At 59.4% G+C, this 22869-nt stretch carries 20 protein-coding genes; 2 read left to right on the forward strand and 18 right to left on the reverse strand.

What is annotated here, in order from left to right:
* Window positions 1-8 precede the first annotated feature (8 nt).
* The 13 genes from tuf to ADN01_RS08050 form a co-directional block, all read right to left on the reverse strand.
* Window positions 9-1211, reverse strand: a complete 1203-nt coding sequence (gene tuf / locus ADN01_RS07995; protein WP_075071054.1) for an elongation factor Tu — start codon at window positions 1209-1211, stop codon at window positions 9-11.
* Between the two features lie 49 nt (window positions 1212-1260).
* Window positions 1261-3333, reverse strand: coding sequence for an elongation factor G (gene fusA, locus ADN01_RS08000; RefSeq protein WP_062419017.1), 2073 nt, complete (start codon window positions 3331-3333; stop codon window positions 1261-1263).
* Window positions 3334-3355: 22 nt separating this feature from the next.
* Window positions 3356-3823 (reverse strand): 30S ribosomal protein S7, encoded by a 468-nt coding sequence (rpsG, locus tag ADN01_RS08005; protein WP_062419018.1) that lies wholly within the window; start codon window positions 3821-3823, stop codon window positions 3356-3358.
* Window positions 3824-3871: 48 nt separating this feature from the next.
* The gene (gene rpsL / locus ADN01_RS08010) at window positions 3872-4291 is read right to left on the reverse strand and encodes a 30S ribosomal protein S12 (RefSeq protein WP_062419019.1); all 420 of its coding nucleotides are present in this window, start codon (window positions 4289-4291) and stop codon (window positions 3872-3874) included.
* Between the two features lie 191 nt (window positions 4292-4482).
* A complete protein-coding gene (locus ADN01_RS08015; protein ID WP_062419020.1) occupies window positions 4483-8406 on the reverse strand; it encodes a DNA-directed RNA polymerase subunit beta in 3924 nt (1307 codons plus the stop codon).
* A gap of 161 nt (window positions 8407-8567) precedes the next feature.
* Complete coding sequence (locus ADN01_RS08020) at window positions 8568-9191, reverse strand: metallophosphoesterase family protein (RefSeq protein ID WP_062419021.1); 624 nt, start codon at window positions 9189-9191, stop codon at window positions 8568-8570.
* A complete protein-coding gene (locus ADN01_RS08025) occupies window positions 9184-9813 on the reverse strand; it encodes an HAD family hydrolase (RefSeq protein WP_062419022.1) in 630 nt (209 codons plus the stop codon). Before ADN01_RS08025 ends, ADN01_RS08020 begins: the two co-directional genes overlap by 8 nt.
* 113 nt (window positions 9814-9926) lie before the next feature.
* Window positions 9927-10961: a GNAT family N-acetyltransferase gene (locus tag ADN01_RS08030; RefSeq protein WP_062419023.1), complete on the reverse strand. Its 1035-nt coding sequence runs from the start codon at window positions 10959-10961 to the stop codon at window positions 9927-9929.
* 15 nt (window positions 10962-10976) lie between these two features.
* Entirely contained in the window at window positions 10977-11540 is a 564-nt protein-coding gene (locus tag ADN01_RS08035; protein ID WP_062419024.1) for a GNAT family N-acetyltransferase, read from the reverse strand.
* Window positions 11537-12115, reverse strand: coding sequence for a GNAT family N-acetyltransferase (locus ADN01_RS08040; protein WP_062419025.1), 579 nt, complete (start codon window positions 12113-12115; stop codon window positions 11537-11539). The genes ADN01_RS08035 and ADN01_RS08040 overlap by 4 nt, the downstream gene beginning before the upstream one ends.
* Window positions 12116-12202: 87 nt before the next feature.
* Complete coding sequence (locus tag ADN01_RS20205) at window positions 12203-12325, reverse strand: hypothetical protein (protein ID WP_269082016.1); 123 nt, start codon at window positions 12323-12325, stop codon at window positions 12203-12205.
* Window positions 12315-12809, reverse strand: coding sequence for a hypothetical protein (locus ADN01_RS08045; protein WP_062419026.1), 495 nt, complete (start codon window positions 12807-12809; stop codon window positions 12315-12317). The genes ADN01_RS20205 and ADN01_RS08045 overlap by 11 nt, the downstream gene beginning before the upstream one ends.
* Window positions 12810-13299: 490 nt before the next feature.
* Window positions 13300-13614, reverse strand: coding sequence for an HIT domain-containing protein (locus ADN01_RS08050; RefSeq protein WP_062419027.1), 315 nt, complete (start codon window positions 13612-13614; stop codon window positions 13300-13302).
* A 213-nt stretch (window positions 13615-13827) separates the two neighbouring features.
* Between ADN01_RS08050 and ADN01_RS08055 the strand changes: the two genes are divergently transcribed.
* Together ADN01_RS08055 and rsmG are read left to right on the forward strand one after the other, a co-directional pair.
* Window positions 13828-15375 carry a hypothetical protein gene (locus ADN01_RS08055; protein ID WP_062419028.1) on the forward strand — a complete coding sequence of 516 codons (1548 nt, stop codon included), beginning with the start codon at window positions 13828-13830 and terminating at the stop codon, window positions 15373-15375.
* Between the two features lie 18 nt (window positions 15376-15393).
* On the forward strand, window positions 15394-16107 hold the full coding sequence (gene rsmG / locus ADN01_RS08060; RefSeq protein WP_062419029.1) for a 16S rRNA (guanine(527)-N(7))-methyltransferase RsmG: 714 nt from the start codon (window positions 15394-15396) through the stop codon (window positions 16105-16107).
* Between the two features lies 1 nt (window position 16108).
* On the opposite strand, the gene recF is transcribed toward rsmG, so the two are convergent.
* The 5 genes from recF to ADN01_RS08085 all read right to left on the reverse strand — a co-directional run bounded on the left by recF (window position 16109) and on the right by ADN01_RS08085 (window position 22618).
* Complete coding sequence (recF, locus tag ADN01_RS08065) at window positions 16109-17311, reverse strand: DNA replication/repair protein RecF (RefSeq protein ID WP_062419030.1); 1203 nt, start codon at window positions 17309-17311, stop codon at window positions 16109-16111.
* A gap of 1 nt (window position 17312) precedes the next feature.
* The gene (gene def / locus ADN01_RS08070; protein WP_062419031.1) at window positions 17313-17825 is read right to left on the reverse strand and encodes a peptide deformylase; all 513 of its coding nucleotides are present in this window, start codon (window positions 17823-17825) and stop codon (window positions 17313-17315) included.
* A gap of 52 nt (window positions 17826-17877) precedes the next feature.
* On the reverse strand, window positions 17878-19530 hold the full coding sequence (locus tag ADN01_RS08075) for a cyclic nucleotide-binding domain-containing protein (RefSeq protein WP_062419032.1): 1653 nt from the start codon (window positions 19528-19530) through the stop codon (window positions 17878-17880).
* A gap of 18 nt (window positions 19531-19548) precedes the next feature.
* A complete protein-coding gene (locus tag ADN01_RS08080; protein ID WP_062419033.1) occupies window positions 19549-20043 on the reverse strand; it encodes a hypothetical protein in 495 nt (164 codons plus the stop codon).
* Window positions 20044-20161: 118 nt separating this feature from the next.
* Window positions 20162-22618, reverse strand: coding sequence for an ATP-dependent Clp protease ATP-binding subunit (locus ADN01_RS08085; RefSeq protein ID WP_062419039.1), 2457 nt, complete (start codon window positions 22616-22618; stop codon window positions 20162-20164).
* Between the last annotated feature and the right edge of the window lie 251 nt (window positions 22619-22869).

The raw sequence follows: 22869 nt of genomic DNA on the forward strand, positions 1-22869 counted from the left end.
CCTCTTACCTAGTCCAGAATTTTGGTGATCACGCCAGCGCCGACGGTCAGGCCGCCTTCGCGAATGGCGAACTTGGAGCCTTGCTCCAGCGCCACCGGCACAATCAGTTCAACTTCCATGTTGACATTGTCGCCCGGCATGACCATCTCTACGCCCGCGGGCAGCCGAATGTCTCCCGTCACATCCATCGTCCGAATGTAGAACTGCGGCCGGTACCCAGGGAAGAACGGCTTGTGCCGCCCACCCTCTTCCCGCTTCAACACGTACACTTCCGCGTTGAACTTGCGGTGCGGGTGAATGCTCCCCGGCTTCGCCACTACCATTCCGCGCTCCACGTCCGTGCGCTCAATGCCCCGCAGCAGCAGGCCCAGGTTGTCACCCGCCATGCCCTGATCCAGCATCTTGTGGAACATTTCTACGCCCGTGCACACCGAGCTCATGCTCTTGTCGCGCAGACCCACGATCTCCACCGGATCGCCCACTTTGATGATGCCGCGGTCCACACGACCCGTCACCACCGTGCCGCGTCCCTTGATCGAGAACACGTCTTCCACCGGCATCGAGAACGGTTTGTCAATCGCCCGCTCCGGCTCTTTGATGTAGCTGTCCACTACATCCAACAGCTCTTTGATGCAGGCGTATTCCGGCGCGTTCACGTCCGTCGAGGTGCTTTCCAGCGCCTTCAGCGCGCTCCCGCGCACAATCGGAATCTCGTCCCCAGGGAATTCGTTCGCGGTCAGCATTTCCCGCAGTTCCAATTCCACCAGTTCCAACAATTCCGGATCGTCCATCTGATCCACTTTGTTCAGGAACACCACGATGCTCGGCACTTCCACCTGCCGCGCCAAGAGCACGTGCTCCCGCGTCTGCGGCATGGGGCCGTCCGGCGCCGCTACCACCAGGATCGCGCCGTCCACCTGCGCCGCACCCGTGATCATGTTCTTGATGTAGTCGCGGTGGCCCGGCATGTCCACGTGCGCATAGTGCCGGTTCGCCGTCGAGTATTCCACGTGCGCGATGTTGATGGTGATCCCGCGCGCTTTTTCTTCCGGCGCGTTGTCAATCTGGTCATACGCCCGATATTCTGCGTTGCCCAGCATCTGGCAGTACTTCGTGATCGCCGCCGTCAAGGTCGTCTTCCCGTGGTCGATGTGTCCCATCGTGCCGACATTCAGATGCGGCTTGCTTCGATCAAATTTTTGCTTGGCCATAAGATCTAACTCTCCTTAAGAATTAAGCCGAATAGTTTCCAGGGTTGAACTAGCCGTTCAAAATTTTCTGTGCAACCGAGTCGGAAACCGGCGCATAATGGTCGAACTCCATCGAGAACACTCCCCGGCCCTGGGTTGCAGAGCGCAGCTCTGTGGCATACCCAAACATCTCGGCCAGGGGAACCCGCGCGCGGACCGCCTGTGTGTTGCCGTGGCGCATATCCATCCCCAAAATTTCCCCGCGCCGCGCGCTGATCTGTCCCAGCACATCGCCCAGGTAGTCTTCCGGGATAATGACCTCAACACTCATAATCGGCTCAAGAAATACCGGTAAGCCTTTCTCAACACCTTCTTTGAAGGCAAAGATCGCGGCCATCTTGAAAGCCATTTCACTCGAGTCAACTTCGTGGAAAGAGCCGTCCACCAGGCTCACCCGAATGTCCGTCATCGGATATCCGGCCAGCGTTCCGCTGTCAGCAGCTTCAATCACGCCTTTTTCCACTGCGGGGATGTATTCCTTGGGAATTGCACCGCCCACAATATTGTTTTCAAAAACTACACCGTTTCCACGATCTAACGGCTCCAGGTCAAAGACCACATGGCCGTATTGGCCGTGCCCACCGGTCTGCTTCACATAGCGGTATGAAAGTTTGCGCACCGGCCGCGTGATCGTCTCGCGATACGCCACCCGCGGGCGGCCCACATTGGCCTGCACGCGGAATTCGCGCATCATGCGGTCCACCAACACATCCAGGTGCAGCTCGCCCATCCCTTCAATGATCGTCTGGCCGGTGGTCTCGTCCACATGCACACGGAAAGTCGGATCTTCTTCCGACAGCTTGTGCAAGGCCTCGCCCATCTTTTCCTGGTCCATGGTGGTCTTCGGCTCAATCGCCACCTGAATCACCGGCTCAGGGAAAGAGATGCTTTCCAACACGATCTGTTTTTGTGCATCGGTCAGGGTGTCGCCGGTGAACGTATCTTTCAGGCCCAAAATGGCCGCGATGTCGCCTGCGTACACTTCGGTGATGTCCTCACGCCGGTCGGCGTACATGCGGATCAGCCGCCCCACGCGTTCCTTGCGTCCCTTCACCGGGTTGTAAACCATCTCACCCTGGCGCAGCACGCCCGAATACACGCGCAAATACGCCAGCCGCCCCACATAGGGATCGGTGACGATCTTAAACACCAGCGCGCTCATCGGTTCTTCATCGCTGGGGGTGCGTTCTTCTTCGGCATCTGTGTTGGGGTTCACACCCTTCACCGCGGGCACATCCAGCGGCGAGGGCAGGTAATCTACCACCGCATCCAGCAGCGGCTGCACGCCCTTGTTGCGCAAGGAAGAGCCGCAGAACACCAGCGTGGCCTGATTGCGGATCACCGCACCGCGCAAGGCGGCTTTCAGTTCATCCACGCTGATCTCTTCGCCTTCCAGGAACTTGACCGTCAGGTCGTCGTCCATTTCGGCAGCGCGTTCCACCATCTGGTCGCGCATTTCTTGGGCCAGATCTTTCAAATCTTCCGGAATCGCGGCGATGCGCATCTCCCGGCCCAGATCATCATCCCAATAAATGGCCTGCATGCTCATCAAGTCCACCACACCGCGGAAGCTGGCTTCGCTGCCGATCGGCAGCTGCATGGCGATGGGGTTGGCGCCCAAAAGGGTGCGGATGGAGTCAATGGCGTCTTCATACGAAGCCCCAATGCGGTCCATCTTGTTGATAAAGCAAATACGCGGAACACTGTAACGGTCCGCCTGCCGCCAAACGGTTTCACTTTGCGGTTCCACACCCTGGGTGGCGTCAAACACCACCAACCCACCGTCTAAGACACGCAAAGAGCGCTGCACTTCAGCCGTGAAGTCAATGTGCCCTGGGGTGTCGATGACGTTGATCTGGTGACCCTTCCATTCCGCAGAGACTGCCGCAGAAACGATGGTGATACCCCGTTCGCGTTCCTGGGCCATCCAATCCGTCACGGTTGTCCCTTCGTCCACGGAACCGATCCGGTAGGTCTTGCCGGTATAGAATAAGATCCGCTCGGTCGTGGTCGTTTTTCCGGCGTCAATATGGGCGATGATGCCTATATTGCGGTAAGTTTCAATCGGATATTGCCGTGACATGATTGCGTCTCTGGTCCTTCAATTACATACGGTAGTGCGAGAAAGCACGGTTGGCTTCAGCCATCTTGTGGGTTTCTTCGCGTTTGCGGACAGCCGCGCCGGTGTTGTTGGACGCGTCAATCAATTCCGCCGAGAATTTCTCCGCGAAAGACTTGCCAGTGCGGTTGCGGGATGAATCAATCAACCAGCGCATGGCCAGGGTCAACCGGCGCGAAGCCGGAACTTCCATAGGAACCTGGTAGGTCGCCCCACCCACACGCCGCGGGCGGACTTCCATCATCGGCCCCACGTTGCGCAGCGCCTGTTCCAACACTTCCATCGGCTCACGCCCGGTGCGCTCTTTAATCAGGTCCATCGCGCCGTAAATCGACGCGGTCGCCGTGCTTTTCTTTCCAGAGTGCATCACGCGATTGATGATCTCTTGCACGATGGTGCTGTTAAAGCGCACATCGGGGGTTACTTCTCGCTTTTCGGGTTTCGTACGTCGCATTAAGATCTCTCCGTCTTCAATTGCCTGGCGTCAGGGTCTGATCAGCGATCAGGCCTTCGGGCGCTTAGAACCATACTTCGAGCGGGACTGGCCGCGTTTGGCCACGCCCGTCGTGTCCAGCGTACCGCGCACGATGTGATAGCGCACACCGGGCAGGTCCTTCACACGACCGCCGCGCACCAGCACCACCGAGTGTTCCTGCAGGGAGTGACCTTCACCCGGAATATAGGCGGTCACTTCGATGCCGTTGGTCAGACGCACGCGGGCAATCTTGCGCAGCGCCGAATTCGGCTTCTTGGGGGTCATGGTACGCACAACCGTGCACACACCGCGTTTCTGCGGTGCGCCTTCCATCTGGCGCACGCGGCGCTGCTTCATCGAATTCAGCGTGTACTGCAGCGCGGGTGCTTTGCTTTTGGCCTTCTTAATTTGGCGGCCTTTGCGGATCAATTGGTTAATTGTTGGCACGTTTTGCCTCCGAAACATTGCCTGCGGCGAAATCCTCGCCTTATAAAATGATTGTTTTGTTTTCCAATAAGGGAGGCCATCGTTTGCAATGATGGCCTCGCCGTTGTGCAACGGATATGGGCGGGTTATGCCCACCCCTTCGCTAAGGGCAACAGGCGCTGATTATATCACAGCCCATTTTGAGCGTCAAGCTAGATCAAATTCTCCAGATCTTCACCCAGGCCCAACAATCCAGTTTCAATCTTCGGCGGGCGCGTCCGCTCTTCGTCTTTGCCAAAGCGGATCACATCGCCCGAATCCATCACGGCTTCCACCGAGAGCCCCAGGCTTTGCAGTTCCTTCACCAACACGCGGAAGGATGCCGGCAGACCCGGTTCTTCAATGGCTTCGCCCTTGACGATGGCTTCATAGGTGTTCACGCGTCCCTGCACATCATCCGACTTGACCGTCAACATTTCCTGCAAGGTGTAGGCCGCGCCGTAGGCTTCCAGCGCCCACACTTCCATTTCACCAAAGCGCTGGCCGCCGAACTGCGCCTTACCACCCAGCGGCTGCTGGGTCACCAGGCTGTAGGGGCCAGTGGAACGCGCGTGTACCTTGTCTTCCACCAGGTGGTGCAGCTTCAGCATGGTCATCACACCCACCGTCACCGGCTGGTCATAGGGGATACCGCTTTTGCCGTCGCGCAGCACTTCCTTGCCCAAAATCGGCATGGGTGTACCCGTCTCGGCGGTGTAGGCCTCAGCGCGAGCGCGAATTTCTTCATCCTTCACCGCGCTCACATCCACGCCCAGGCGCTCCAGCCATAAACGCAGGCTGACGTTAATCGCGCGCAGGTCGCTGTCGCGGGTGAAGGGCGCGTTGGCGGGCACCGAGTCGTAATCCAAAATCTCATCGGCGTTGAAGCCCTTTTCGCGCAGCCAGGCCGCGCTGACGCTGCGGCGCGTGTAATCGCCATCGGTGGGCATGCGGGCCACGTCGTAGCCCTGCGCACCCAGCCAATCTTCCAGGTACATCAGGCGCACTTCGTCGTCGTCGCGGATCAAATCCGGGTCATATTCACCCTGAGCGTGCAGCCAATCCCACGCGCGCAGGCCAATCTCCTGCCAGGCCACGTCGGTCAGCCAGGCCCGCGCCAGTTCCGCTTCGATTTCGGTTTCGTTGGCGCCGTCAAACACCGGGGTCACCGAGCGGTAGCCCAGTTTCTTGGCCGCCCAACCCAGATGCACTTCCAACACCTGACCGATGTTCATACGGCCAGGCACGCCCAGCGGGTTCAGGATGATGTCCACCGGAGTACCATCTTCCAGGAAGGGCATATCTTCCACCGCCACTACGCGCGAGACCACGCCTTTGTTGCCGTGACGGCCGGCCATCTTGTCGCCAGCGGTGATCTTGCGGCGCTGCGCCACCGAAACGCGCACCATCATGTCCACGCCCGCCGAAAGGTCCACATTATCTTCGCGGGTGAACACCTTCACATCCACCACCTTGCCGCGCTCGCCGTGGGGCATGCGCAGGGAGGTGTCTTTCACATCGCGCGACTTTTCGCCAAAGATGGCCCGCAGCAGGCGCTCTTCGGGGGTCAGTTCCTTCTCACCCTTGGGGGTAATCTTACCCACCAGGATGTCGTTGGGGCCCACTTCCGCGCCGATGCGGATGATGCCGTGGTCGTCCAGGTCTTTAATCGCGTCTTCACCCACGTTGGGGATGTCGCGCGTGATCTCTTCGGGGCCCAGGCGGGTATCGCGGGCTTCCACTTCGTACTTCTCGATGTGCACCGAGGTGAAGCGGTCGTCCTGCACCAGCCGTTCGCTGATCAGGATGGCGTCTTCAAAGTTGCCGCCTTCCCACGAAACGAAGGCCACTACCACGTTTTGCCCCAGGGCCAGATGGCCCGAGGACGTGGAGGAAGAATCCGCCAAAACATCGCCCTTATGCACCCGCTGGCCCTTGGCCACAGCCGGGCGCTGGTCAATGCAGGTGCTCTGATTCGAGCGCTGATATTTGCGCAGCGAATAGGTCTTCAGCGTGCCGTCCAGGCTGCGAACGATCACCTGCCGCCCGGTGACCGACACCACATCACCGTCTTCTTCGGCCACCACCACCTGGCCCGAGTCAATCGCCGCGAAGGCTTCCATGCCCGTCGAAATCAGGGGGATGTCCGGCTTCACCAACGGCACGGCCTGCGCCTGCATGTTCGAGCCCATCAACGCGCGGTTGGCGTCGTCATGCTCCAGGAAGGGGATCAGCGCAGCGCTGACGCCCACCACCTGGTGCGGGGCAATATCCATATAATTGGCCGCATCCGGCGTGGAGGTGATGAAATCGGAATGGTGACGGCAGGAAATCTGCGCGTTGACAAATTCATTGTGCGTATCCAGCAGGGTATTGGCCTGGGCAATCACAAACTTGTCTTCCGCATCCGCCGAAAGGTATTCCACTTCTTCGGACACAAAGGGAGCCACGAACACCAGACGGCGCGGCAGTTTCTTGATCTCAGCCGCCAACGCCGCGGTCACGCGCTCGCCGCTCTGGGCGATCACCTCGCCAGTTTCGGGGTTGGCCACCGCCTCTTTCAGCAGGCGGTCCACCATGCGGGCGTCATCGTTGTAAAGCTGCTTGATCACGCGCCGGTAAGGCGTTTCGATAAAGCCGTATTCGTTCACCCGCGCAAAGTTCGCCAAACGGCCGATCAAACCGATGTTCGGCCCTTCCGGGGTTTCGATGGGGCAAATGCGGCCGTAGTGCGAGTGGTGCACGTCGCGAACGTCAAAGCCGGCGCGCTCACGTCGCAGACCGCCCGGGCCCAAGGCCGACAGCGTACGCTTGTGGCGCAGCTCGGCCAGCGGGTTGGTTTGATCCATGAACTGCGAAAGCTGGCTGGAGCCGAAGAATTCGCGCAGGGCAGCCACCACCGGGCGGATATTCACCAGACCTACCGGCGACACCTGTTCCTGATCGCGAATGGACATGCGCTCTTTGATCACCCGTTCCATGCGGCGCAAGCCAATGCGCAGCTTGTTCTGAATCAGCTCGCCCACGGTCTTCACACGGCGGTTGCCCAGGTGGTCAATATCGTCTTTGTCTTCGACTTCGTTGTTGATCAGGATCATGCGCCGGATCAAATACACGATGTCCCAGCGGGTGATCGTGCGGTGCGAGATCGGCACGCGGTCCACCAGATCCAACTTTTGATTCAGCTTATAGCGCCCCACCCGCTCCAGGTCGTAATGGCGCTGATCAAACAGCTGCTCTTCCAGGAACTGGCGCGCGTTATCCAGCGTGGCCGGGTCGCCCGGGCGCATGCGCTTGAAGAATTCAATCAGCGCTGCTTCGGCCACCGTCAGGCCGCCGCTCAAATCCCAGGCGGGTTCCTGACGCAGGGTGGAGGTGATGAACAGCCGGTCGGGGTTGTTATCCACATCCTGGAACAGGGCGATCAATTCTTCGTCGCTGCCTTCTTTGATCGGGGAATCGATCAGGCCGTCCGAAATGGCCGCCAGCGCCCGCAGGAAGATGGTGATCGGCACCGTGCGTTTGCGGTTGAACTTCAAAATCAAATAATCGTTCTTGCGGGTTTCAAATTCCATCCACGCGCCGCGATCGGGGATCAGCTTGGCCATCGCCAGGCGGTGGCCAGAGGCGCGGTCCACCGGCGCTTCAAAATACACACCCGGGGAACGGATTAACTGTGAAACGACCACGCGCTCAGAGCCGTTGATAATGAACGTGCCCTTTTCGGTCATTTCGGGAAAATCACCCAAGAAGATGTCTTGTTTGATGGGTTCGGGCACTTCTGGCCCAGCCAGCAGCACGCTCACATACAGCGGGCTGGCATAGGTCAAATCGCGCTCAACACATTCGTTCATGGAGTGCTTGGGGTCCCCAAACCAATAGCGCAAGCCCCACTGCTGGCTCTCTGGCGAATGGCTGGGGAAAAACAGCTTCATGCCTTTGTTATAGGATTCAATCGGGGAAACTTCGTTGAACAGGTCGGCCAGTCCTTCCGATTTCAAGCGCCGAAAGGAATCTAGCTGGACTTCGATCAGGTCAGGAAGGTCAAAAATGACGGGGATACGCGCGAAAGACTTGGTTGGCAGAACAGACGCCATAGAGCACTCCTAAGTTGTCTAAACCTGGCCGAATATTGGTTTCTTCCAGATCCGCTTAATACACAAAAATACCTACGCATGGGTATACCATGCGCAAATAGTGATTATATCAATCGCATATGGAAAGGTCAAGATTATTTAAGAAAATCCATGCAAGCAAATTACAAATCAACCCATTTCCGACCCTCGCGCCGCAATCCCGTCAGGGCCGTCACCTCCGCCTGCATCTGCCCGTCGTGCGCCACGCTCAGCACGCCAAACGAAGGCAGCGGGTGCACCGGCGAACCCATCGAAGCCGAGCCGGCATTAAACAGCAGCTTGCCCCCTTTCCACACATTTTCCACAAAATGCGTGTGTCCAAAGATCACCCCGTCCGCCTGCGGCAGGGTTTCCATTAGCAGGTCGTGATACCGTTCCAGCCGGTAACCGTGCCGGATATACTCCACCTTATCCAGCAAATAGCGCAGCCAGCCGCCGTGCCCGTGCATCAGCACCAGCTTACGCGGCCCAATCTGAAAAGCGCGCACCAGGGGCAGCTTGCCCAAGAAGGCAAAATCGCGGTTGCCGCGCACCGCCCGCACCGGCGCCACCTCCGCTAATGCCTCCAACACCGCCGGGGTCGAAATATCCCCACTGTGCAAAATCAGGTCCACCTGCGCCGCTGCCAGGCTGGGAATCAGCCCCGGGTGCAGCTCCAGCGCCCGGTCGGGGACGTGCGTATCCGACACCACACCCAAACGCAGCGGCCGCCCGTTGGGGAACGTCAGCGTTTCCAGCTCAATCAAGGCCGTCTCCCAGCAGCGCACGCAGCTCCAGCCAGGTCTGCGCCGGGCTGGTAAAATGCACCGCCTGAAGCCCTGCCCGCTGCGCTCCGCGCACATTGGCCGAAAAATCATCCACAAACACGGCTTCCTCTGGCCGCACGCCCATGCGCTCTACCATTAAATGATAAATCTGTGCGTCCGGCTTGGCCATCTTCACCTCAGCCGAAAACACCACCTCATCAAACGCATCCAAAAAATCGGGGTACAGCCGCCCCAATGTGCTGCGGATGTTGGGCCAGGCGTTGCTCAAAAGCCCCGTCCGCCAGCGCTTGCGCAGCCCGCGAATCATCTGCACCAGGTCCAGATCCAGCTCATCTCCTGCCCAAAACTGATCTTGAAAAGCCGGCAGCTGCTCCGCCGCCACCCCCAGGCGCTCCCCCACCGCCTGCCACATGCGTTCTTCGGGCAGCGCCCCGACTGTGGCCGCCCGCGCCTCGTCGCATTCAAACACAGCCCGTTCCAGCTCGGCACGGCTGATCCCCAAAGACCGTCCCAGGACTTCACGGGGGCCTCCGTCTTCAGTGCGCAGTAAAACCCCCCCCATATCAAAAATCACGGCGCGAATTTTCGGCTTGGATGTCACGGTTCTGAGCCTCCTTGGCGGCAATTCCCTGGATTATATCATCTGCCGCGCAAAGAAACAGCCCAGGCACGGCGGCCTGGGCTGAGCTTCTCTGATCCATTCGCTGAGAGCAGCTACAGGCTCATCACCCCCATCTCTTTGCCTGCGCGCAGCTCATATTCAAAGCGCACCGAACGCGTCTGCACGCGCATACCCGCCTTTTCATATAATCGCGTGGCCCCCGTCAGGCTGTCCGAATCCACCCACAGCCCTGCCGAGCGCAGCCCGCGCGCATACATCTCATTAAAGGAATGCAGCAGCAGCGCCAACCCCAGGCCCTTGCGCCGCCAGGTCCGCCGCACCCCCAGCTGCCCCACCCAGCCCAGGTTGGGGTCTTCGCCCGTGCGCGGATTGCACAGCGAGAACCCGGCGATCTCGCCCCCCTCCTCAGCCACAAAGCGCAGGGAGTAATCTGTATAGGGGTCGCTTTCTAAAAAGTGCATCATGCGCTCATAGTAGTCTTCGAAGGGCTGCGGCACAAAGCCGTAGTGATCCATGAACGCATCATACACCGCCAGGTACACCTGCCGATTGTCCTCCGGGCTGGCAGCGCGCAGGCTGATCCCTTCGGGAAGCACCGGCGCCTGCGGCGGCTGGTCAAAATCAATGCGCATGCGGCTGAAGACGCGCTCCAAGCGGAAACCCAGGTTTTGAAACAGACGCTGCCCGGCCTGATCGGCTTCGTTCACCCCGCCCAGCAGGGACACGCGCGTGCCCGGCTCGGCCAATTCCAAATTATCCAGGCTGCGCTGCAGCACCCAACTGAGCAGAAACCGCCCCACCCCCCGTCCGGTATAGTCCGGGTCCACCCGCCCAAAGCTGTAAAACCGGGCGTGCGGCTGGCCCATATCGTAAAACTCAATAAAGCCCACCACCTTACCGTCCGCGTTCACCATCACCCGCCCGTCCCGCTCCGGCACATACACCGGGTCGTTCCAATCCGCCAGGGCCTCTTCTAGCGAAGTGTCGTCCTGACCGGTCATTTTTTGCGAAACGCGGTTAAAAACCTCTACCACCCCTGGCGCATCCGCCAGGGTAAAGGGGCGGTCGTGCATCCCCTCCGGCATCACCAGAGGGAATTTTTCTACGATTGGATGAATAGCCACCATTTTTGCCTCTCTATTTTAAAAACTGCTTCCGCTCTCCGCGCAGACCTGTTCCCACTCGCTGCGCGTGATTCCCATAAAGATCAAATCCCAGCGCTTGCCTTCGCGCAGCAGCCACTTGGGATAACGCCCTTCCACCTTGAAGCCCAGCTTCTCATACACATGCACCCCGCGTGTGTTGTACTCAAACACATTTAAGGTGACCCGATCCAGATGCAGCTCCTCAAAGCCGTAGTGCAGCAGCAAACGCATGGCCTCGCTGCCGTAGCCCTGGCCCCAGCAGCTGCGGTCGCCGATGCCGATACCCAGCCAGGCGTTGCGCACCGCCCAATTGTCCACCTCCAAATCCAGGGTGCCGATCAGGCGGTCATCTTCTCGGCGGTAAATGCCGAAGAGATAAGCCTCGTCCATGTACTCCTTCAGCCAGTTCTTCTCCGCCGCCGGCCACCACATGCGCGCGGGTTCGCTGCCGCTCAGGCGCATATATTCGCTGTCGCGGCTCCAGGCCACCATGATCTCGGTGTCGCGCTCAAAGTCGGGAACCGCCAGGCGCACCAGTTGACCTTCAAAAATACTGCTCATTCTTCCACCTCCAGCCCCTGTTTTTGCATCCAACTGCGCCGCCGCAAACCGTAATGCAGCAGATCCCAGGTACGTCCGCGGCGGTACACCATGCCGCGCTGGCGCACATCCAGGCTGAAACCCGCCGCTTTCAGGCGTTCTTCCATTCCAAAGCGGGTTTCCGAAAGCCGCATGGTCACATAATCCAGATTCATTTCCAAAAAGAGGTAGCGCAGCGCCAGGCGCAAAGCCTCTTCCTCAGCCTCGGCCTGCCCCTCAGGTTCGGCGATCACCAGGTCAAACCAGGCTGTGCGGTGCGAAATCTGAATGCCGCGCACGCGAAAGAAGCCGATCAACTGGTCGTCGGCTTTGCGGCGCAGCAGAAAATAGAGCACCTGCATGCTCTCAATGTCTTTTTTGCGCCCCTCGTAAAATTTCTGAATTTCAAAAGCCGCCAGCGGTCGCGGGGCATTCGGGCGGTAGTAGCTGGCCACATCCAGGTCAACCGTCCACCGCGCTTCCTCGGCAGTCGTCTTTTCCGGGTCAATCTCGCAAATTCTCACCCGCTTGCCTTCAAATAAAGGGGTTTCGATCATGTCTGCGTCTCCTCCTTTTCCATAAAGCCTTCAAAAAACAAGAAAAACGGCCCTTGGGCTGAAAACCGCGCGGGCGCGTTTTCAACCTCAAGAGCCGTTATCAAGCAGACTGCCGAAGTGAGTCGGGGTGGGCTTTAACCCCACGCCGCCCAGACGGCAGGTGCAGTGGGCCTGAACCGGATGCAGTTCCTGCAAGGGTTTAGTGTTCAATGCAAGGTGCTTCATAGATCTCCGCCGCATTGCGCATCACCCATCGGTAACAGGCGTATGCAAAAGTCTCACGCTGGCATATTCCATCCTCCAGGCTGATAATCTCAAAACCGCCTGAGTCGCGGAACAATCCGGTCATATCTTCGATGCTCTCTGGGCCGTCAATCAAATCGCCCAGCGAGATTACAAACACGCGGTGAATCAATCCCTCGCGCACATCCCGTTTCAGCTGCTGGTACGCGCCGCGGAATAAATTCTCCAGGTTGTTAATGTCCACATAAATCGCCACCAGGTGGTCCGGGTTCATTTGGTTTTGAATGGCGCTCAACCCGGCCAAAAGCTGTCTGCGCGCACTGGTGCTGTACACCGCATCTTCGGGGAGACTGCCGCACACATAGAAGCCAAACGCTTCGGGGTGGCCGGCAATCTCCGGCTTTAGGTAATCGATACGGTATCCTCCATGTCGGGTCAATGTCTCAAACATATCGTGCTCCTTCATTGCGTTCCCTTGCGTCCCTTTGTCCAAACCAATTGGCCTTGCGAACGGCCCGTAGTTCGCAGCCACCGCAGATCCAAAATCAACAAAAAGCCTTACCCAATCCTGTTTTGAATGTCATTTCTGTCCTCCGCGCCGCAATAAAAAAGGCCACGGGATTCCCGCGGCCTGAGTTTTCACCCAACAAAAAAGCCACGGGACTTGGAGCACGCCCGTGGCTTTGAAGAGACAACTGGTTCTTCTAACCGAGAGTAGGCGCACTCCGAGAAGGTACAACAGCACCACCGCCAGAAACGACGGCCGCAGAGCAAATCATGAACGTAGGAAGAATGTTGTAAACCATCTCTTGCGCCTCTCCTTTCTTAGAATTTACATCAAGTCCAGTTTAGCACGCCGCCCCAACCCGTGTCAAGAACTTAGCGCTTGTCTCACAAAAGACTGGTCAAATGGGTAGGTCGCCCCCTCACCATCTGGCCGTCTATGGGCGCCCCTGGCCCGCAGACGGATGGTCGCTCACCAGATGAAAGTGCAGCTGCCCCACCTCCTGAAACGCCCCGCCGTTGGCAATCAGGCGGTATCCGTCCGCCTCCAGACCCAATTCGCGCACCAGGCGCTGCACGGTTTCCATCAGCGCGCCCCAAAAGGCCCCCTCCCCCGCCGGAACCGCCGTCAGGCTGGGGTAGGCCCGTTTGGGCACGATCAAAATATGGGTGGCATAAGACGGCTGCGGGTGCCAAAAAGCCACCAGTTCCTCCGTATCCACCAGACGCTCCACAGGCAGTAAGAAGCTCATCTTCGCGAATACCCATCCAATCACCCGCCCCACAGCGGGCCTGCGGGCCAATTGAAATAGCCTTGCCTTCCAATTCAATTGCATGGCAGATCACTCCCTTGCTGCCCCCAGTATAGCCCCCGCGCCGCCGCACGGCAATGCCTGTTGGCCGCGTTTTCCCCCTGCCGCTCAAATTTCGGTTAAAATGACCCCATTCTGTCCAATGGAGTGTGCATGTTGACCTCTCGCAAGCGTGTGTTTTGGGCTTTGCTTCCCCTCATCCTGGCTTACTTTATCCTTTTCATCTTCCCCAACGCACAGGGTGCCGCGGATGAGCACATGCTCTTCCTCACCTCACCGGACGAAAATATTCAGTACCCCAATCTGCTGCGCATGCTCACCCCCGGCAGCACGCTGATCGAATCCCTCAAGCATTTTTTCAACCATCAGCACTACATTTACGGCTACCCCTTCTATTTCTTCAACGCCCTGGCTGCCCTGCCCCTCAAAATCTTCTACGGCGCCGATCTGGCCGCCCACACCCAAACCCTGATCCTCTTTCTCCGTCAGGGCATCTCCGTTTTGCCCATGCTGGCCGCCCTGCTGATCTTCACCGCCCTGCAAACCGGCCTGCGCTCTTTCTGGCGCACGGCTGTGCTTTTTCTCTTCCTGGCTTTTGTCCCCGGCGTATTTCGTCAGAATATCCAATGGTGGCATCCCGACGCGCTGACTGTACTGGCCGTGGCGTTGACCTTTTACTTTCTGGACCGCGACCAGCTGCGCTTTGGGCGCAATTTCTATTTTGCCGCGGCAGCCTGCGGTCTGGCCGCCGGAATCAAGCTAATCGGTTTTTTCTTCTTCCTGGCCGTCGCCTGGTACCTGCTCACCGGCCTGCGCCGCCGCTGCCTCACCTGGCCCCAGGCGCTGAAAGCCGGTGCGCTCTTCATCCTGATCCTCTTTGCGGTCTTCATCCTTTCCAACCCCCTGCTGCTCATCCCCCAAACCCGCGCTGCCATCCTTCAGGTTCACCAGGATCATAACTTCTCCTTCACCCACGGCTGGGAAAATCAGGACGCCTACGCCAAAGGGCCGCTCTCCTGGCTGCCCGTGCTGGAACGCTGGTACGGCAGCGCTTACTTCCTGGCCTTTGCCCTGCTCTCTCTGCTGATGGCCGCCCTGGCTGGGCCGCGCCGCCTGCACAACCAGCTCATCCTGGCCTGGGCGCTGCCCTACACCGCCTACCTCGGTTGGGTCATCGCCGTGCGCCCCGATCATTACTGGCTGCCGGTGTTGATCCCGGTGTTTTCCGCGCTGCTGGCCCTCACCGAGCTGCCCTCACCCGCCCGCCCCAGCGGTGAGGACGCCCCTGCCCCCAGCGTGGCCTTCCCGCGTGCGGCTCCCATCCTGCTGGTGGGCTTCCTGCTCGCGGCCCAATTCATCGCCAACCTGCAAACCGATGCGCACCTGTACCGCCGCAGTCTGGATCTGGAACCCCTGCTGCGCGCCTGCGACACCACCCCGATCGCCCTTAACGCTGGCGAAACATTCGAACCGGAGGAAGGCCGCTGGTATGTGGTGCAGCAGATCCAGGCAGAGCCCGCGGCCCAGCGTTTCTCGGTACTCTCGCCCGGCCAGCCTCTGCCCGCCGACAGCCAGCAGGCCTGGGGCTGCTCTTCTGCCGAAAAAGCCCACCTGCGGGCCGCCTACGCCGCCGAAGACCAAAAACATTCTTTCCCCAATCAGCAAGTTTTCGGCCCAGATGGGATTGAGATTCTTCGCTAAAGGTTATAATCAAGCTGTATGGAAAAACTGCGCCAGGACGTCAAAAATCTGCTGGGGATCACCCTCACCGCCCGTCAAATCGCCGCGTTTGAGACCTACGAACGTGAACTGCTGGCGTGGAACAGCCGTTTCAACCTGACCGCCATCCGCGAATCGGAAGGCGTGCGCAGCAAGCACTTTTTAGACTCACTCTCCTGCCTGCTGGTGCTGCGCGACGCCCCGCCCAACCGCCTGATTGACATCGGCACCGGCGCCGGTTTCCCCGGCCTGCCCCTCAAGATTCTGCTGCCCAACCTCAGCCTGACCCTGGTGGAATCAGTAGGCAAAAAGACCGAATTTTGCCGCCACATGGTGACCACCCTGGGGCTGGATAAGGTCGAAGTGCTGCAATCCCGCGCCGAAGAGCTGGGCCAATCGCCCCAGCACCGCGAGCAGTACGATTGGGCCGTGGCCCGCGCCGTGGCGCACATGCCCACCCTGGTGGAATATCTCATCCCCCTGGTGCGCATCGGCGGGGCTGTGCTCATGCAGAAAGGCGAAAACGGCCCGGCCGAAGCCCACGCCGCCGAACGCCCAGCCCACATCCTGGGCGGGCGCCTGCGCCAGCTGCATCATCTGACTCTGCCGGGCATCACCGAAGATCGCTATCTGATTGTGGTGGATAAAGTCGCCGCCACCCCACCCCAGTACCCCCGCCGGGTGGGCATCCCTTCCAAAACCCCCCTCAAATAACCTACCCCTCGCTGCTCACCACCCCCTGCCGCACCCGCCACACAGATGCGTTTTGAATAAAAGCCGGATCGAACAAGTTTAAATCCGTGGTGGTCATTAAAGACTGCTCGCCCTCGCCCAGCGCCTCCAGCAAGTCGGCTCTGCGCTGCATATCCAATTCAGCCAAAATTTCGTCCAGCAGCAGCACCGGCCACTCGCCGGTCTTCTCCTTCAGCCAGGCCACCTCGGCCAGCTTAAGGGACAGCAGCAGGGTGCGCACCTGCCCGCGCGAGCCAAAGCTGCCCAAATCAACCCCGTTGCTCACAAAGCGCACCTCATCGCGGTGCGGGCCAACGGTGGTCACCCCGCGGGCGATCTCTTCACCGCGCACGGCGGCCAATTTTTCCTGAAAGCCGCGGCGCAAGTCCTCACGGCTAAAGCGGCTGCGGTCGGCGCTGGTCATCAGCGGCAGGCTGTACTGCCCCGCGGGCGGCTCCAACGGGTCGTAGGCGGGCTGGTAAAAAATGCGCAGCACCTCCTGCTGGCGGGTCAGGCGTCCGTGAAACTGCGCCGCCAGGCGCTCGATCTCAGAAATGGCCGTGTTGCGGGCGTAAATCAAGGTCGCCCCGCGCTCCACCAGCAGCCCATCCCAATAGTCCAATTGGCTGTTGTCGCCTCCGCGCTCGCCCAACTGCTTCAGCAGCGCGTTGCGCTGGGTCAGCACCTGTTGGTATTCGCTCAACGCCTGGGCATAGCCGGGGTGAGCCTGCGAAAGCAGCAGATTCAGATAACGCCGCCGATCTTCGGGGCTGCCGTCTGCCACGCGCGTCATCTGCGGCAGGAAGATGACCGCGTTGAAGAAGCCCACCGCCTCCTGTGCGGTGCGTTTGATCCCGTCCACCAGAATCTCCCGCCGCAGACGCGCGCTTCCGTTGCTGTTTTCCAGAATCAGCCGCACTTCCAAACGGTGGCCGCGCCCCCCACGCTGAAATTCTGCCGTGATGCGCCCCACCGCCAGGGCCTCCTGCGCCGCCAAAAAATGGATCAACTGCCGGTCGCTTTGCGCGTGCAGCGAGGTGAAGGTGGCCAGATAGTACACCGCCTCCAGCAGGCTGGTTTTGCCCTGGGCATTATCCCCCACTAACAAAAGAATCCGCCGGGGCACTTCCATGTCCAGGCGGGCAAAAGCTCGAAAATCGGTCAACGATAAGCGCGTCAGATACATTTCAATCTACGTACTTCGCTTCCTCTTCTTTGCTCGGCTCCCAAACGCGCGTCGCCAGGTCGGTGAAGAGCACCCCTTCCAGGTGGTCAATTTCATGTTGGAAAATACGCGCCAGCCAGCCGTCGGCTTTGATCTTCACCGGTTTACCCAGGCGGTTCATGCCCTTGATCACGATCTTATGATAGCGTTCCACCTCGCCCACCAGGCGCGGCACCGAAAGGCAGCCCTCAATCCCCAAGACCTTGTCGTCTTCCGACACCTGCACGATCTCCGGGTTAGCCATCACATACAGCTTCTTGGGGGCGTCGTCGTCCTCGTCGTCCCCATATTCCACCACCACCAGGCGCATGGGCACGCCCACCTGCGGCGCAGCCAGCCCCACCCCCGGCGCAACGCGCATGGTTTCGACCATGTCCATCACCAGGGTTTGAAAGTCTTTGCCAAAATCGGTCACCTTGTGCGCTTTGCGGCGCAGCACGGCATCCGGAATCGTCACGATCGGTCGAATTGTCATCTCAGCACCTTGCCCATCCTATCCTCTAAAATTGTTCGCCCCTGATTTTACCTCAATTTTGCCGCGGCGGTTGGCGCAGGTTGCGGTCTTCTTCCGCCACGCGGTGGTAAATCTGAAAGAGGTCCAGCGTGCGCTGCAATTCTTTCTCTTCCGCACTGCGCTTGTCTTTGTAGTCTCGCTCGGCAATGCGCCGGAACAGCTCCTGCTGCACGTCCGCCGGGTTGAATACATAATCAAAGGTCAAATTGGCGTCGCCTACACGAATATAAACCGTGCCGTAATTCAACAGCAGACCCAACAGACCAATGCGCTTAAACTCAATGCTCTGGATGTTGCGCAGCGGGGCTGCCTGGCGCTCCTCGCGCCCCAGCGGCTTCTTATACACATCCAGCACCTGATCATCGCTGATCACGTAATAATCGTTGCGCCAGTCGGTGTACTGGTACAGCCACCACAGGCCCACCACCAGCGAACCCAGCAGGGTCAGCGCAAACATGGCCCCCACGGAAAGGATGGCAAACACCCCCGCCGCGCGCAGGAAAAAGACCACCCACACGGCCAGAAAGATCAGGGTGGGGAAGAAGATGTGGCGCAGCAAGAAAAACCAATGCGTGCGGTAAGTGATGGTGCTGCCGCTTTCAAAGCGCATGCGGAACAGGTTGGCGAACAGCCTTTGCAGCTCTCCGGGCTCCACCTGGGCCGTCACCGGCTGGTTCACCGCTGCCGCCGCCCCCGCGCGGTTCATCCCCAACCGCTCACGCAGCATTTTGGCAATGGCCGCCTTCTCCATCGCCGTGCGGTTCACCCGCGCCCGCGCCCATTCCCCTTCGATCAGCGCCACCACCTGCTGGGGGTTAGCCAGCTTGGGCAGCACAATCACGCCTGCATAGGTGCGCACGATCACGTCCCCATATTTCAGCCAGCGTCCCCATTGATCCGTGCTGGTCGTGACAGAAAGCACCGCGTTCAGGGGGGCTTCCTGCCGGCTGTCATACAGCAGCACCACCCGTTCCTGGTTGATCACCCGCTGACTGGTCACCACCGAATAGTCGTTGGCCCAGTCCACATAATTCCACAGCCCCCAACCCGCAATCGCCAGCACATCCGCCAGCAGCACCACCCAGGCGGTGGCCATCCCGTTGGTCAGCACCAAAAACGTCAGCGCCAGCGGCAAGGTGAACACGGCCAGCAGCGCCACGGGGGCCATGCGCAGCGCCAAAAATAGGATCTGCTTGCGCGCCATGAAATAGATGGCCTCATCCGGCTTGCGCCAGTCAAACGGAACCTCCAGCGACAGATGGTAGCTGTCGTAGAGCATCTCCAGCCCGTCCACCAGCTCCGGCATGTCCTCCAAAATGGCCTGCATATCGTCGCGGAACAGGCGCATCACCAGCACCTGCCCATCTGCCACTGCCGAAGACTGCCAGCTGGCTTCGTTGCCCAGCATCTCGTAGCCGAACAAATCCCCAGGGACAAAGCGAGAAATTACCGTTTCGGCCTCGCCCTCGCCCACCGAGCAGGTCACCGCCCCGCTGTACACAAAATAAAGATGGCGAGCGTCATTTCCGGCCTGGAAAATCAGCTCACCATCCTCAAAAGTCTGTTCCTCCATGCGCTCAGCAATCGCCAGCAGCCTGGCATCATCCAATTTCCGAAATGGATAATGGGTTTTCAGAAGCCCGGCGATCTCTTCAAGCGGTGGCATACCTTAAGTATATCCGATTTAGGGCCAATCGAACTCGCCAATGGGCTTCCCGTTGACGGACACGCTGTACTTGCCGCCCGGCTGATCCTGCATATCCACAGCTTCGTTCAGCACAAAAGGCGACAGCACCTGGGTGCAGATCATCTCCGGATTCACCAGGGTATAAACCTCCACCTGAATCCGTCCGCGGCTGTCGGGCGGGTTGATCACCATCTTGGGAAAGTGACACGGGGTAGGGGCATTGCCTTTGACCAGCACGTGAATCTGCGGCGGGTCCGATTCCAGAATCAGCACCTCAGCTGAATCCACAAAGGCGGTTTCTTTGTCCATACCTTCCTCTGAAATCGGCGGCTGCGGGCGGGGAACGCTGGTTTCATTCGTCACCGGCGTATCTGGCCCGCTTTCCGTCCCTCGCGGCAAGGGGCTTGGCTTCGGCGGCATTTGTGCCGCGCCGTCCACACAGCCGGCCAGCAGACCGGCGAAAAGGATCAGGGCAAGCATCATCTTTTTCATGGTTTCACCTCTCCGTATAGAGACGCTCCAGCTCCCTCACAGGTTCCCAGGGGCGAAAAAACCTGGCTGCCCCTCAACAGAAACAGCCAGGTTTAATGACCTTTGCCGCGCTCAGCCCTCAGGACTTCTTGCTTTTCTTCGGCTCCTGCTTGGTGAAGACAATCTCACCGGCCTCGTTGGCATCTACCACCACCGTATCGTCGCGCGAGAATTCGCCCGAAAGCAAGCTCACCGACAGCGGGCTTTCCACAAACTTTTGCAGCGCACGCCGCAGAGGCCGCGCACCAAAAGCCGGGTCAAAACCCACCTCGGCCAACCGCTGTCGCGCCGTATCGCTCAAGATCACCTTCAGACCGTGCTCTTCCAGGCGCTGCTGCACTTCGCGCAGCTGCAAATCCACAATCTCTAGCATCTGATCCATCGTCAGCGGCGAGAACATGATGATCTCGTCCACGCGGTTCAGGAATTCGGGGCGGAAGGTAGTTTTGAGCGCCTTTTCAATCTTCTCATGCGCCAGCTTATCGTCTTCTGTGCTGCCTGACGCCTGAATGAACCCCAGCGTGCCGCCCCGCCGCACAAATTCCGTGCCCAGGTTGCTGGTCATAATCAGCACCGTGTTGCGGAAGTCCACCGTGCGGCCCTGGCCGTCGGTCAGGCGGCCGTCGTCCAAAATTTGCAGCAGGGCATTCCACACTTCCGGATGCGCCTTCTCAATTTCATCGAACAAAATCACCCGGTACGGGCGGCGGCGCACGGCCTCCGTCAGCTGTCCGCCCTCTTCATAACCCACATAGCCCGGAGGCGCCCCAAACAGGCGCGAGGCAGTGTGCTGCTCGCGGTATTCGCTCATGTCCAGCCGCACCAGGGCGTCATCGTCATCGAACAGGAATTCCGCCAGGGCTTTGGCCAGCTCGGTCTTGCCCACACCCGACGGGCCGATGAAGATAAAGGAACCAATCGGCCGCCGCGGGTCTTTCAGCCCGCTGCGCGCCCGCCGGATGGCATCGGAAATGGCCTTGATGGCCTCCTCCTGCCCGATCACGCGTTCATGCAGACGGTCTTCCATTTGCAGCAGGCGCTCCGCCTCGGTTTCCATCATCTGGCTCACGGGAATGCCCGTCCACTGCGCGATCACCTGGGCGATGTCGTTGACATCCACAACCTCATCCAGCTTGTGTTCCGCTTCCCATTGATCCCGCAGCTGTGCAAATTCAGCTTCCAGGCGGTGGCGTTCGGTCTTCATCATGGCCGCGCGCTCGTAGTTGCGCTCCACGCCCGCCTGTTCTTCCTCCGCCGCATAGCGCTCAATCTCGCTCTTCATGGTCTTCAGTTCCTGCGGCAGAGAATACAGCGCCACGCGCAGTTTAGCCGCGGCTTCGTCCATGAGATCAATGGCCTTATCCGGCAGGCGCCGGTCAGTCACATAGCGCGTAGAAAGCTTCACCGCCGAAACCAGGGCCTCATCCGAGAAGCGCACCTTGTGATGAGCCTCGTAGCGGTCGCGCAGACCAAACAGCATCTGAATGGTATCTTCCACGGTCGGCTCTTCCACATACACGGGGGCAAAGCGGCGTTCCAAAGCCGCGTCTTTCTCAATGAACTTGTGGTACTCATCCAGGGTGGTGGCGCCCACGCACTGCAGCTCGCCGCGCGCCAAGGCCGGCTTTAACATGTTGCTGGCATCCATCGCCCCCTGTGCCGCCCCCGCCCCCACCACGGTGTGCAGTTCATCAATGAACAGGATGATCTCGCCCGCAGCGCGCTGCACCTCTTCAATAGCCGCCTTCAGGCGTTCCTCAAATTCACCGCGGAAACGCGAACCGGCGATCATGGCGCCCAGATCCAGCGAGATGACCCGTTTGCCCATCAAAATTTCCGGCACGTCGTTGGCCGCGATCTTCTGCGCCAGGCCTTCCACAATGGCCGTCTTGCCCACCCCGGCCTCGCCAATCAGCACCGGGTTATTTTTGGTGCGGCGCGAAAGGATCTGCATCACCCGCAAAATCTCGGCGTCGCGTCCAATCACCGGATCCAGCTTGCCTTCCCGCGCCTGTTGGGTCAAATCGCGCGAGTATTTTTCCAGGGTGCGGTAGCGCGTTTCCGCCTGCGGGTCGGTCACCCGCTGCCCGCCGCGCATCTGCTGCACGGCGTCGTACACCCGTTCACGGGTCAGCCCAGCCCCTTCCAAAAGGCGCGCCGCCGGGGTGTTGCGTTCGCTGAGGATCGCCAGGAAGATATGCTCGGTGGAAATATATTCATCATGCAGGCGGCTGGCCTCTTCGTTGGCCAGGTCAATAATCCGCTTCACCCGCGGGGTGATGAAAATTTGCCCCGCCCCGCCGCCAAAAATGCTGGCTTTCGGGCTGGTGCGCAGGATGTAATCCAGCCGCTCGGAAATGGCGTTGGGGTCCACCTTCAAATGGGCCAGAATCTGCGAAACCACGCCCTGCGGTTGTTCAATCAAAGCCAACAGGATGTGCTCGGTGTCAATCTGATTGTGCCCATACCGCTGAATAATCTCCGCTGCCCGTTGGGCTGCTTCTTGGGCACGCTCGGTAAATCGGTCAAAACGCATCATCGTTCACGTCCTTTTCATTGGCTTACAGGAGCCAATTGCAGGCATTATAGCATCTGGCGGGTTAATACTCCATGATTACTGTATCAGAACCTTATAAGAATCGCGTAGAAATGCCCGCGGTGAATCCTCCAACCCTGTCTAGATAGTAGCCAACCGACCGGCCGCTGTCAAACCGGCCCCTTTCTGAAAACTCTAATCTTGTCCGTGCAGTTTTCGCGCCAGCAAGCTTGAATCAAGTAAAATTAGCC

Origin of the sequence: Levilinea saccharolytica (assembly GCF_001306035.1) — a bacterium.
Lineage (GTDB): Bacteria > Chloroflexota > Anaerolineae > Anaerolineales > Anaerolineaceae > Levilinea > Levilinea saccharolytica.